The 13,643-nt window shown below is 37.6% G+C and carries 11 protein-coding genes; 7 read left to right on the top strand and 4 right to left on the bottom strand.

Annotated elements, in window-relative coordinates; translation table 11 throughout:
- The first annotated feature begins 193 nt into the window (after window positions 1-193).
- The 7 genes from BUA16_RS09085 (at window position 194) to BUA16_RS09055 (ending at window position 9,676) form a co-directional block, all read left to right on the top strand.
- On the top strand, window positions 194-3,511 hold the full coding sequence (locus tag BUA16_RS09085; RefSeq protein ID WP_084668470.1) for a SusC/RagA family TonB-linked outer membrane protein: 3,318 nt from the start codon (window positions 194-196) through the stop codon (window positions 3,509-3,511).
- Between the two features lie 20 nt (window positions 3,512-3,531).
- On the top strand, window positions 3,532-5,109 hold the full coding sequence (locus BUA16_RS09080; protein ID WP_072764435.1) for a RagB/SusD family nutrient uptake outer membrane protein: 1,578 nt from the start codon (window positions 3,532-3,534) through the stop codon (window positions 5,107-5,109).
- A gap of 350 nt (window positions 5,110-5,459) precedes the next feature.
- Window positions 5,460-7,178 carry a GMC family oxidoreductase gene (locus BUA16_RS09075; protein ID WP_072764434.1) on the top strand — a complete coding sequence of 573 codons (1,719 nt, stop codon included), beginning with the start codon at window positions 5,460-5,462 and terminating at the stop codon, window positions 7,176-7,178.
- Between the two features lie 3 nt (window positions 7,179-7,181).
- Window positions 7,182-7,898 (top strand): gluconate 2-dehydrogenase subunit 3 family protein, encoded by a 717-nt coding sequence (locus BUA16_RS09070; RefSeq protein ID WP_072764433.1) that lies wholly within the window; start codon window positions 7,182-7,184, stop codon window positions 7,896-7,898.
- 234 nt (window positions 7,899-8,132) lie between these two features.
- On the top strand, window positions 8,133-8,444 hold the full coding sequence (locus BUA16_RS09065; RefSeq protein WP_072764432.1) for a hypothetical protein: 312 nt from the start codon (window positions 8,133-8,135) through the stop codon (window positions 8,442-8,444).
- Between the two features lie 6 nt (window positions 8,445-8,450).
- Window positions 8,451-8,870, top strand: a complete 420-nt coding sequence (locus BUA16_RS09060; protein WP_245795538.1) for a hypothetical protein — start codon at window positions 8,451-8,453, stop codon at window positions 8,868-8,870.
- 56 nt (window positions 8,871-8,926) lie between these two features.
- The gene (locus BUA16_RS09055; protein ID WP_072764431.1) at window positions 8,927-9,676 is read left to right on the top strand and encodes a M15 family metallopeptidase; all 750 of its coding nucleotides are present in this window, start codon (window positions 8,927-8,929) and stop codon (window positions 9,674-9,676) included.
- Window positions 9,677-9,738: 62 nt separating this feature from the next.
- Here BUA16_RS09055 and BUA16_RS09050 read toward each other — a convergent pair whose 3' ends face one another.
- The 4 genes from BUA16_RS09050 to BUA16_RS09035 form a co-directional block, all read right to left on the bottom strand.
- Window positions 9,739-10,920 (bottom strand): THUMP-like domain-containing protein, encoded by a 1,182-nt coding sequence (locus BUA16_RS09050; RefSeq protein WP_072764430.1) that lies wholly within the window; start codon window positions 10,918-10,920, stop codon window positions 9,739-9,741.
- A gap of 7 nt (window positions 10,921-10,927) precedes the next feature.
- Entirely contained in the window at window positions 10,928-12,016 is a 1,089-nt protein-coding gene (locus BUA16_RS09045; protein ID WP_072764429.1) for an AI-2E family transporter, read from the bottom strand.
- Between the two features lie 3 nt (window positions 12,017-12,019).
- Window positions 12,020-12,670 carry a DUF4159 domain-containing protein gene (locus BUA16_RS09040; protein WP_072764428.1) on the bottom strand — a complete coding sequence of 217 codons (651 nt, stop codon included), beginning with the start codon at window positions 12,668-12,670 and terminating at the stop codon, window positions 12,020-12,022.
- A gap of 170 nt (window positions 12,671-12,840) precedes the next feature.
- Window positions 12,841-13,545 carry a 16S rRNA (uracil(1498)-N(3))-methyltransferase gene (locus BUA16_RS09035; RefSeq protein WP_072764427.1) on the bottom strand — a complete coding sequence of 235 codons (705 nt, stop codon included), beginning with the start codon at window positions 13,543-13,545 and terminating at the stop codon, window positions 12,841-12,843.
- Window positions 13,546-13,643 lie beyond the last annotated feature (98 nt).

Raw genomic sequence — 13,643 nt, 5'->3', positions numbered from 1 at the left:
CCCATAGATATGACTTAAGAAAGGAGCGTTTTTTAATCGTTTTTCGCAAAACTAAAACGGGAAATGTACCACCATTCCCCGAATAGTAAAAATGATTCCACATAAATGTAAAACCAAACAACGCATCAAAAATATGGAAAAAATAAATCCTAAGGGGATATTATTGTCATGCCCCAGGAAAATTAGTCTAAAAATGAAGCTCACTACACTATTACTAATAGTTTCACTTTTTAAAATTCATGCCAATAGTTATTCGCAGAACACTAATATCTCATTAGACTTAGAGAATGTGAGTGTAAGAGAGGTCTTAAATACTATAGAGTCTAAAACCGAATTCAGATTTTTATACAAGGATAAAAACGTTGACTTGCACCGTAAGGTGACCATTAATGTATCCAAAAGAAAAATTGGAGAAATTTTGGAAAAATTATTTCAAAATACTCCCACCGTATATAACATTTATGATAATAGGCAGGTTTTATTATCTGTTGGCACTGAAATTCCCTTAGAAAAAGGGGCAGAAAAGAAACAACCTCAGGAACAAGAAAACATACATGGTACTATTGCGGATCCTGAAGGTGTTCCAATACCAGGTGTAAGTGTGGTTATTAAGGGGACGGTTATCGGTGTTGCTTCAGATTTTGATGGTAATTATTCGATAAATGCCAAAACGGGTGATGTTTTGATTTTTACTGCTCTCGGTTATGCGAAACAAGAAGTAACGGTAAGGGCTCAATCCATCATAAATGTTGTTATGATAACAGAAGCTTCTTTTTTAGAAGAGGTGGTTGTGGTAGGATATGGAACACAGCGAAAATCAGATTTAACAGGAGCCGTAGGGGTATTGAGCAGCGAAGATTTGCTGAAAGCTCCGGTTAACAATTCCCTTCAAGGCCTGCAAGGTAAAGTAGCAGGTGTAAATGTGTTTTTAAATTCAGGTTCGCCTTCGGGAGCACCAAGAATTGTTATTAGGGGAGTAGGAACTATTAATTCATCTTCAGATCCGTTATATGTGGTCGATGGCGTTGCTATGGAAGATATCCAGTATATAAATCCTAACGATATTGAACGTATGGAAGTACTTAAGGATGCTTCTTCCGCATCAATATATGGGGCTCGAGGAGCTAATGGGGTGGTCCTGATCACCACAAAAAGAGGGACACAAGAGGGTAAAATGGTGATAGGATATGACGGTTTTCTCAGTGTTGGAAGAATAAGAAATAAAATGGATCTATTAAACTCGGAAGAGTGGTTGGAAGTAGTTAAAACCGGAATGGCTAATACGCCCAAATATAGACCAGGAAATCCGGCGCCGGTGTTTACGACAAACGATCCTAATTTGTTTGATACCAATGGGAACCCTCTCTATGATACGGATTGGCAAGATGAAGCTACTAGAACTGCTATATCTAATAATCATCAACTATCCATTCAGCATGGGACCGAGAATTCCTCGGTAGGAGCTTTTTTGAACTATTCCCATATGGAAGGGATTATGCTGAACAATGACCTGGATAGAATAAGTGCAAAAATAGCCTATGATATTACCCCTAAAGATTGGTTGTCCCTAGGGATTAACGTATTGGTAAACAATGTGAAGGAAAAGGAGTTTGAAGAAGGTGGGGGAGGTCAAGTGCCTAGGCGTACCATGATAGAGATGCCTTCTATTTTTCCTGTAAAGTTTCCAGATGGAACTTCCAGTAATAGCTTTATGATTTCCGATGCATACAATTTGGAAGCGATGGCCAACCCTGTACATGTTCTGGAAACCCAAGAAAGATTATGGGAACGCAACCAGATTTTTGGGAATGTTTTTGCAAAATTTAAAATTACACCAGATTTGGAATTTAGAACCCAATTTGGCTTCGATAAACGCTTAAGAGAGAAGAAAGAGTATTCTCCTAGAGATTTGACTAACATTTCTTCTCCAGACGGATTTGCCCGTATTTACAATGAGAACAGCATTTATTGGCAGCAAGAAAACTATTTAACCTATAATAAAGAAATTGGCGATCATAGAATTAATGGAATGTTAGGGGTAAGCTGGCAGGAACAGAAGTTTAATTCATCAAATATAGAAGCACGTGGTTTCAGCGATGATTTCTTTAAATACAATAATATAGGGGCGGCCAGTAATCCTAGTGCACCTTCTTCGAATTATAACAAATGGTCGTTAAATTCCTATTTTGTTAGAGCAGGATATACCTTGCAAGACAAATATATGTTAACCTTGACAGGTAGGGTAGATGGTTCTTCTAGATTTGGTGAGAATAATAAATATGGAATTTTTCCATCAGCTGGTTTAGGATGGATGCTATCTGAAGAAGAATTTTTAGCAAACAACGAGTCTATTAATCGACTAAAGATTAGAGCTAGTTACGGGATAACCGGAAATACAGAAATACCATCTTATAGTTCTTTAGCTACGGTTTCTTCGGGTACCGTGCTTTTAAACGGAACCAGAGTGGCAGCTAGTCAGGTCAACAGATTGGCCAATCCAGATTTGGAATGGGAAAAAACCAGTCAGTTTGATTTAGGAGTCGATTTTGCTGCTTTTAAAAATAGGCTACGCCTAGAGTTGGATTATTATTATAAAGAAACTACAGATTTATTGTTGGATAGACCTGTTCCATATGCCACTGGTTTCACTTCAGTTAGGGATAATATTGGTGCAGTGTCCAATAAAGGGTTGGAAGCTATGGTAACAACAAATAACATAAGCACTCCAGATTTTAATTGGGAAACTTCCTTTAATATTAATCATAATAAAAACACCATCGAAAGTTTGGGTGAAAATGATGAAGATATAGAGCCAGGACCTTATTGGGTCTCCGGAAGTCAAACAATCTTACGTGTAGGAGAATCATTAAGCTCATTTTGGGGCTACGAACGCCTTGGTACATGGGGTACGGATGAGGCTTCAGAAGCTTCTGCTGTCGGAGCCGTACCGGGAGAAGCTAAAAGATCCAAGGATAAAAAGATCTTGGGGAAAGGCTTGCCCGATTTTACAGGAAGTTTCACCAATACCTTTACATACAAAAATTTCGATTTTACAGCTGATATCCAGTTTGTTGGTGGGGTTGATATCATGCAGCAATTTTATCACTCTACAGAAGATAGGTCGGGAATAGCGAATGGACTTGCGAGTATATTATATGACGGATGGACTGAGCAAAATCAGAATACCATGGTACAGGAAATAAGAAACCAATCCTATGCAGGACAAAATAGTCAAGTGGATAGCCATTGGGTAGTTAATGGATCTTATATTCGGGGTAACCTCTTTTCTGTTGGATACAGCTTTGATCAAGAGTCGCTAGACGCCATGAGGTTAAATAAGTTAAGGGTGTATGCTACGCTAGAAAACGCATTTGTAATTCACTCGGACGATTTTCAAGGGTACGATCCAGAGGCATCGTCTTGGGGAGGAAATCAATGGGGGCAGAATATATTCTTTTTTCAATACCCGAAGCCAAGAACCTTCACACTAGGATGTAGCCTTAAATTTTAATTTTATTTAAAGAAAAAATCATGAGAATAAAAAATATTTTATTAATTCCCGTCATTGTTTTTTGTAGCGCTTGTTCCGATTTTCTTAATGAGGAGCCCTTGTCTGAATTAGCTTCCGATCAATTTTTCAAAGAACCTGGTCAGGCATGGAGCGCAGTTAATTCGCTTTATCGAACTGGAGCGCCCAATATGAGCGATGGTGGCGTGTACAGTGGTATGCCTCTAATGTTGGGAGCCTATATGTCGGGTTTCTTTTCTAACGAGTATGCTGGTCAGGAATTACATGTAAGCAACACTCAACAGTTAACACATAATGGAGATAATATTGGGGGGTATCTACAAGATAGGTGGAGAGAGTTATACCTAGGTGTATCAAGAGCAAACAACGCGATTAAATATATACCCGATACTCCCGAACTTACAGGCGATGAAAAAAAACAACTAATCGGGGAAGCTAAATTTTTTAGGGCTTATGCCTATTATTATTTGGTGCGTATGTTTGGCCCCATACCCTTAACGACCGAGCCATACGCTTCTTTAGAGAATCTCTACCTAGAAAGAAGTTCGGTTGCAGACGTATATGCCTTAATTGAAGCAGATTTAAAAGATGCGCTTCAAAATGGTGGCCTTGCTACAGTCAATATGGTTGATAATGGAAAGAGAATTACAGCTGGGGCTGTAGCGACTCTATTGGCAGAAGTTTACTTGACAATGAGTGGGGCTCCATTAAATGAAGATCGATATAGTGATGCCGCCAGCCTTGCCCAGGATATAATAAACGGAACTTATGGCAACTATAGCTTGGTAGGACATAATGAAACTGCACCAGGCGTTTTGGATTTTGAAAACTCAGCTTACAATAAAATAAGGAAGTCCGATGCTTCACCGCAAGAACATATTTATATTAAGGAATTTGATGCTTCTATTTCTAGATCGGAATTCGCTAAATATTCTTATCCAACAGCCTTATCACAAGATGTGTTATATGATATTACCAACGGTGCATACCAACCATCAAATACGTTCTTAAACCTATATGATCCATTAAATGATTTACGAGCACAGGAGAAACAGTTTTTTCATACAACATTAGAAGGTACCGATAAAACGTTTCCTCCCACACCCTATGTATGGCACGATGATGAGGCTATTTTTAACACGGCTAATTCTGGGAAGGATCAAGCCATGTTTAGTTATTCTGACGTATTGTTAATTGCAGCGGAGGCCATTGCAAGATCAACTGGGGTAAACGCTAATGCCATAGATTATTTATCTCAAGTTAGGGCAAGAGCATATTGGAAAACCGATATAAATAATATAAAATTGTCGGTTTCGACCCTATCAACGCAACAATTTATAGAAGAAGTATGGTTGGAACGACATAGAGAACTAGTTTTTGAGTTTCAGAATTGGTTCGATATTGTTAGAACAAGAAAATTTCCAGTGGCCAATGCTCCAGGAGATGTTTCTTTTGTGGATGTTATTGGACATATAACAAGCCAAGGGAAACAAATTGAGGAAAAACATTTATTGTTGCCGCTCCCCGGCCCAGAGATGCAAAGGAATCCTAGTCTAGGAACCGAAAATAACGGCTACTAGCAGGTGTTTCGATGCTTGAAGGATAAGCATGATTTCACAAAAAAACCTATTTGATAAGGTTTTGTAGAAGAAATATATAACTAGAGCCCCTTCCTGATTTATACATAAATTGGGGAGTTGGGTTTCTGTTGGTATAAGCCATAGGAAGTTACGAAAGTAAAAGGTGGTTGTCAGGAGGTACAAATTTTCCAAGGACACATAATTAATTTGAAAACAAAGAATCGTGTTAATACAATTTTGTCGAACAGCAATACTTTTTTTGTTTTCGGTAGATTCAGATTGGGTATTTGTAGAATAAAAGGACTTTTAAAAGATAAATAATATTAAATTGTACGTAAAAAAAAATTAACATGCAGATAAAAGAATCATCAACTATATACGACGTTATTATAGTTGGCTCAGGAGCTGGTGGAGGTATGGCCACTAAAATATTGGCAGATTCAGGTCTAAAAGTAGCAGTAGTCGAAGCTGGACCTTATTTTGATCCAGCAGATCCGGTGCAAAAAACACAATTAAAATGGCCTTATGAATCCCCAAGGAGAGGGGCTAGTACCGTTAGGCCTTTTGGGGATTTTGATAGTGCATATGGGGGATGGGAAATAGAAGGAGAACCCTATACTAGAAAAAATGGTACAAAGTTCGATTGGTTTCGATCTAGAATGTTAGGGGGAAGAACAAACCACTGGGGAAGAATTTCCCTGCGTTTTTCTGAAAGGGATTTTAAGCATAAGGATGTAGATGGCTTAGGCGAAAACTGGCCTATAGGCTACGAAGATGTAAAGCCATATTACGATAAGGTAGATAAGTTGATTGGTCTTTTTGGAACCAAAGAAAATCTAAAAAATGAACCCGATGGGTTTTTCTTGCCTCCTCCGAAACCAAGGTTGCACGAACTATTTTATATCGATGGGGCGCGTAAATCTGATATTCCTGTTATTCCTTCTAGGATGTCCATGCTTACCAAGAGAATAAATAATGAAAGAGGAGTTTGTTTTTACTGTGGACAATGTGGTAGAGCATGTGGTGTTTATGCCGATTTTTCTGCTGGTACTTGTTTAATTTTTCCGGCTCAAAAGAATGGAGGGCAGATAGATTTATTTGTAAATGCCATGGTACGCGAGGTGCTTACCAATGATGAAGGTAAGGCTACCGGAGTGTCCTATATTAGCAAGGAAGATAGGAAAGAATATCAGCTTAAGGGGAAAATTGTCGTGCTTGCGGCTTCTGCCTGTAGTTCGGCTCGTATCTTGTTAAATTCCAAAAGTAAGCAACATCCAAACGGCCTAGGAAACAGTAGTAATAAGGTAGGGAAATACCTCCATGATTCTACCGGTTCCGGATTGTCTGCCTTTATTCCTGGACTCATGGATAGGAAAACCTATAACGAAGATGGTGTTGGAGGAATGCACGTATATACCCCTTGGTGGTTAGACAATAAAAAACTAGATTTCCCTAGAGGGTACCATATTGAGGTATGGGGCGGATTGGGAATGCCTAGTTACGGGTTCGGATTTAATGCCAATGATTTTAACCAGTTCTTTGGATTAAAAGTCGGTGGTTATGGAAACGGTCTTAGAGACGATGTTAGGAAATATTATGGTTCTGTTGTGGGAATGGCCGGTAGAGGAGAATCTGTAGCCATGGAAGATAACTATTGCGAGATAGACCCTTCCGTAGTAGATGAATTTGGTATTCCTGTATTGCGTTTCAATTATAATTGGAGCGATTACGAAAGAAAACAGGCCAAGCATATGGTCGATACTTTTGAGGAAATTACCCATAATATGGGAGGTGAAATTATTGGAGCTAAACCTACCAAGGAACAAGATTATGGATTGTTGGCTCCTGGGCGAATTATACACGAAGTAGGGACTACCCGAATGGGGAATGATCCTAAGACATCGGTAGTGAACAGTTTTCAGCAGTTGCACGATGTAGATAATGTGTTTATTGTCGATGCCGGTCCTTTTGTTTCCCAAGCCGATAAAAACCCTACTTGGACAATTTTGGCACTCTCTTGGAGAACCTCAGATTATATTATAGAACAATTGAAAAAGCAAAATATCTAAGAAATGGATAGAAGAAAAAGTTTAAAATCGATTTTACTTGGATCTGTTGCCGGAGGGTTGGTAATGCATGGTTGTAAACCCGAAGGCGATTCTGTGGCCGAAGAATCGTTGGCAAAGGTCGAAGAGAACCATTTTGGAAGAACCCCGGAGGAAAAAGAACAGATCGCTAAATTAAATGCGGAACAGTTTTTTAATCCACATGAATTAGAAACTATTACCGTCTTAAGTAGTCTGATACTTCCTGCCAATGATAAATTTGGTAGTGCTGCCGATGCCGGGGTGCCAGATTTTATTGAATTTATGGTAAAGGATATTCCAGAAATGCAAACTCCCTTGAGAGGAGGACTTATGTGGTTAGACCATAAGAGCAATACAGAATTCGGAACTGAGTTTAAAAAGGCGACGGAGGATCAACAAAAACAAATATTAGACACTATTGCCTATCCAGATATCACGGTTCCTGAATCGGAGCGTCCTCTAGAGATCAGATTTTTCACCTTGATGAGAAATCTTACCCTTTCTGGTTACTATACCTCAAAAATGGGGATAGAAGATTTAGGGTATAAAGGAAATTCCCCTAACGTTTGGGACGGAGTTCCAGAGGATGTGTTAAAACAACACGGAAAAGCCTATGATCCAGAATGGTTGGCGAAATGTGTAGATCAAAGCAAAAGATCGGATATCGCTGAATGGGATGCCGATGGGAATTTGTTGACCTAGGAGAAAATTCATTATGGTTGCTTTTTTTTAATAGTCTTGGAGAATTCCAATACGTCTTAATTAAAATTGGGAAGGTGTAGCTTTACACCTTCCCAATTTTTTTTGTCCTTTATAGAAAATCAATTTAGCGTCAGCTTACATACTTCGGAAACTTTTAGGTCTTCTACTTTATACCGACCTTTGCAAATTGATTTGGTGAGGTGGTGATTAAATATTTTATAGAAAACAATTCTTATGAGTCAGATTTCTTATAGAAAATGTCTAGAATGCAATACGTTAAATGAAAATAGCGACTATTGTCAGCATTGTGGTGCCATTATCAATATCGTTTTAAAAAGAAAACTGGAAAGTGAAGAGAAGGCGTTTCAAAAATTGGAGCAACAAAAACAAGAAAAACCATCTGCCATTACCACATTCTTAAAAGGGACCTTGACACATCCCAATTTAATAGTAAGACTGTTTGCAAAAACACTTTATTCTGTTTGGATGTTGGTAATGATGATAGGAGCTGCTTTAGCTTTCGTCTTTAGTTATATTGCAGCCTAAAGTTGTATGGAGGAAATTAAAGGACTGATTAAAAACAAGACTTTTGAGAAGTTATATAAGAATAGTTCAAGAAGTAGTGGGGCTTGGATTTTAACTTTCTCAGTTGTTGCAACAGCTATCTACTCCTTGCAACGCTTAGGGGTGTCCTTACCTATATGGATCAATAATTACGTCAATGATTTTTTATGCATGCCAATTGTGTTATTTGTTTGTCAATTTGGTATTCGGAAAATAAAACGAAATAACAACATTCGGTTATCACTGCCCATAATGCTTTCTTTAAGCCTGTATTATGCTATTTATTTTGAGTACTTCCTTCCAAAAGTTAGTTTAAGGTATACTGCCGATCCTATAGATGTACTCCTTTATTTTATTGGAGCCCTGTTTTTTTATGTCATAGAAAAAAGATCAATCTACAGACGTTGATTGTTTTTTTGTCAGTATTGTGCTATTTTAACTAATGAATAGTTTGTATAAAAATAATGAATAGAAAAATACAAGGGTTTATCGGGCTAATTGGGGTAGTGTTTATTGGGATTGTTGTTGGATGTAAGGAAAAAAAAGCGAAAGGCGAACTGCCTATGGTGAGCATGCCAATAGAGATTAACAAGGATTCTATTGTCGATAAACAGAAGGTTGTTCAAGAGCTAAGTATTTCGCCCTATGAAGCCTTGGAAGCATTAAGCGATACCACATTTGTTAATCTTGCAGACTACAGTGAAGATTTTGTTTTTGATATGCGTTATGCTACCGAGAATAATTTTTTAAAGGCAAAGGTTTATGATTGTGCAGAATGCTATACCCGGGTAAAAACCGCAAAAGCATTGCTCTTGGCAAATGAAGATTTGATGAAGAAGGGATTTAAAATAAAGTTCTTTGACTGTTACCGTCCTCATGATGTACAATTCAAAATGTGGGCCATCGTACCCAATCCGCAATATGTGGCCAATCCGGTCCGAGGCTCCATTCATAACAAAGGAGGAGCAGTAGATATCACCTTGGTCACTTTGGAAGGAGAAGAATTGGATATGGGGACCGATTTCGACTTTTTTGGAAAAAGGGCCTATCATGATAATCTAGATTTGCCACCGACAGTACTCAATAACAGATTGTTGTTGAAACAAACCATGGAGAAATACGGATTTTGGTCTATTCGAACGGAATGGTGGCATTATAATCTTGCCTCAGGATCTAACGATGAGATAGCGAATTTTAAATGGGAATGCCCTTAGAGAATAACTCCTGTCTAGGTAAGTTGATCATGGAGTCTATTGCGGACGATTTTAAAAGAATACTATACTGTCTTAGTACATTGTAAAACCACATAGTTGCCTTCTTTATCCGTTGTAAAAAAAAGGTATTGTTCCCCACCGTCTTTTATTTTAAATTTCTTTCTAATGTCAGCCACACTCTGAGGAAAATTCCGGGTGGTAATATTGGCTTTTTTTAGCCCTAATTTTTGAATTCCTTTTTTATTAAACGCTAGTGATTGTTCTATTTTAAATACCCTTCCAGGAAATTCAACCAACGAATTACTAGTGTATAAATGCGAATGTTCGTGTAGCTTGTACAAAGAATACTGGTTTCCCACAGATTTGAAAGCCCCGGATTTTAAGATTGCGGAATTGGGTTCGTACAAATATTCTAGAGGGAGTGAGAGGCTAGAAAAGGCTAATTTCTCATCCTTAAGTGAAAAATTAAATGATTCTTGGCCGGTCTTTTTTAAATTGATAGTTTTAATTAAAATATCATTTTGGTATCCATATTCTAGTACCCAAAGGATTTCCTTTACTTCGTTTTTCACTGAAACGACATGAATTTCTTTGACAAATTGCAATTCATTGATCCCCGCAGAAAAATCCAAGAGAGGAGAGGTCTTTATTAAAACCTGTTTGGTTTTATTAAAAATGGCATCTAAGTTTTCGGGGACATTAGGTAAGCAATCCGACAATAAAAAAACCTTTCCTTTATGGTCGTCCCTACGAGAAGGATCTATGTAAATCCAATCGAAATGTTCTACGGAGTTTTGGATAAAATGGAGTCCGTCGGTAGCATGAGCTTCTATGTTTTCAATCTCCATAATCTTGAAATTATGGCCTGTGATCTCTGATAGCTCTTCGTTAAGATCGCAATGATAGACCTTGGAAACATTTTTACTGAAATAGTAGCTGTCCACGCCAAATCCGCCGGTGACATCCAATAAAGATTTTCCGCTTACCAGTTTTGCCTTGTATTCAGCAGTGGCTTCAGAGGAGGATTGTTCGATATGTATCTTTTTAGGGAAATAAATATTTGGATAATTATACCAAATAGGAAGCTTTTCCTTGCACTTGTTTTTGGACTCTATTTGTTGGACAAGTTCTCGGCTGGTTACCCCTTCAAAAGGACAAGGTTTTAGTAATACCGACATTATATCGGTACTTAAATTAGAGTTTATAAAAGATTGTACTTTTGGGGTAAGTATGTTGTTGTTCAAGGTAGTATTATAAATTTTTTGTGAGCGATCTTACTATTTTGTTTTCGGCAAAGAATTCCTTTAAAATCACTTTTAAGGCGGTATATCCAGGGACCGCAATGATCATTCCGGTAACCCCGAAAAGTAAGCCCCCAATAATGATCACTAGAAAAATTTCTAAAGGATGCGATTTCACGCTGTTAGAAAAAATAAGGGGTTGGGAGAAAAAATTATCAACCAATTGTCCTATAACAAAACCTATCATGACATAAGTAGTTTTAGGTACAATAACACTACTAAAATCGCTTCCAACATTGCTGGTCATTGTTAAAACAGCCATGAGTAATCCGCCAATTAAAGGCCCTATGTAGGGGATTAAATTAAGCAAAGCACACAAAAAAGCAATTACTATGGCATTCTCTATTTTAAAAATAAATAAAACGATCGCATAAATTATAAATAGAATCAAAATTTGAAAAACGAGTCCTACGAAGTAACGCGAGAGTAGGTTTTTAATCTTTTCAATGGAATTTCTAAACCTTCTTTCTTTGGTCTTGGGGATAATTACTAGGAGCGATTCTTCAAAAAGTTTACTGTCCTTTAAAAAGAAAAATGCAATAAATAAGACAGAAAATAGTCCAACACTGAAATTGCCGAGAACGGCAACTAAAGAATTTAGAAAATCGGGAATAACTCCAAAATTTATGTTCGTAAACACCTTGGATTCCTTGATGCCTTGTTCAACATCCGTAGCGCTAACACCGAAATATTCTATAAGCTGTTTATAAAGGCTTTCCACATTCAACTGTAGCGTTTCTATGTTTAATAACGACAAATTATGGCCCTGTTGAATTAATAAGGGAATAAATAGTGATATGATGCCAGCGAGAATACCTATGAGAAATAGCATGGTAATAATTACCGCTACGGTATTGTTGATTTTAAGTCTATTACAGAGGAATATGACTATAGGTCTTCCTATTAATGAGGTTACGGCGGCTATAGTGATATAGATAAGAACCGGGCTTATTTTAAATAAAAAAAATAAGAGTAGTGCGATTCCTAATATAACACCAACAGCGCTTAATATGCCTTTAGAAATTGTTTTTGAAGTCATATTTTAATTTTTAAAAACGTAAGATATTATATTAGCACCCATTTGTAGGGCCTGCATGCGAACTTCCTTAGGGTCGTTGTGAACTTCGGGGTCTTCCCATCCGTCTCCAAGATCGCTCTCATAAGTAAACAAAAGTAGTAATCGGTTTTCATGGAAAACACCAAATGCCTGTGGACGATTCCCATCGTGTTCATGTATTTTAGGCAGGCCTTTAGGGAAATTGTAAGGAGCAGAAAATATGGGATGGTCTGCCCCCAATTCAACTAATTCTTTATCGGGAAACACTTTGTCGAGCTCCTTCTTTAAGTAAGGTTCCATGCCGTAATTGTCATCAATATGTAAAAATCCACCGGCCAGTAAATAGGTCCTTAGGTTGTCGGCTTCTTCCGCAGTGAAAAACACGTTTCCATGCCCTGTCATATGTATAAACGGGTATTGAAAAATGTTTATATCACCTGCTTCTACTACTAAGGGTTTTGGATTTAAGGTGGTGTCAATATTTTGATTACAAAAACGGATTAAATTGGGTAAGGCCGTGGGGTTGGCATACCAATCGCCACCCCCGCCGTATTTTAAAATGGCTATATCTTGACTTTTTACATAAGAAATTTGAAGGAATGTAAAGAGCAATAATAATATAGCGCGTTGTGTCATAAAAGCTCGAAGGATTAATAATATCAAATTTAAGAATATTCACGAGGAAAAAAACTTAAAATTGGAATATGCCTTTTTAGATGACAATAAATACCAATGTCGAAAGCTCTGAAACGGCCAGTCAATTCATCAAAATTATATGTGAAAAAAGGTAGTACCTCTTCTGTTTGTTATAAATTTTTAAGTGCGACGGTCGTACATGCAAAAATGGCTGCCGTTTCTGTGCGTAGCCTGGTTTCTCCCAAAGCTACAGGAGCAAAACCGTTATCTATAGCCTTTTTTATTTCATAAGTCGAAAAATCTCCTTCCGGACCTATAAGGATTGTGGTTTGCTGGGATGGTTTTAAAGAGCTAAAGAATTCTGCTTTATTGCCTTCTTCGCAATGGGCTATAAATAAATCTCCACTTTTAGGTAAGGCCATAAATTCTTTAAAAGTGATAGCGCTGTTTAATTTTGGGAGATAGGTCTGCAATGATTGTTTCATAGCCGATTGTATGACCTTCTCCATTCGATCTTTCTTAATGACCTTTCTTTCAGAATGATCGCAGATAATAGGGGTTATTTCATGAACCCCTATTTCAGTTGCTTTTTCTAAAAACCATTCAAATCTATCGTTTAGTTTTGTAGGGGCTACCACCATATGCAATAAGTATGGCTTAGGTGGTTTTGGTGTTGTGGAAATAATTTCGGCGGTACATTTTTTATGATCCGGATTCAGAATTTTAGCTTCGAACCAATAACCTTTTCCATTGGTTATTTGTAAGATGTCTCCCGTTTTTTTTCGCAAAACCTTGGCGATATGTTTACTTTCCTCGGTATCGAAAACGAACTGGATGTCTCCTTGGTTAATATTGGGATTAAAAAAAAGCTGCATAATAAAATATAGTTTATTTGATGTTATTGCCGGGGCAACACGATTGGTCTGACCTCCAATAATTATAGTGTGCCCCTAGTAATTTGTGTGTCATCGTA

Origin of the sequence: Arenibacter nanhaiticus, from assembly GCF_900141935.1 — a bacterium.
Classification (GTDB): domain Bacteria; phylum Bacteroidota; class Bacteroidia; order Flavobacteriales; family Flavobacteriaceae; genus Arenibacter; species Arenibacter nanhaiticus.
Note: the sequence above shows the minus strand (reverse complement) of the source record. Positions and strands in the feature narration are given on the sequence as shown.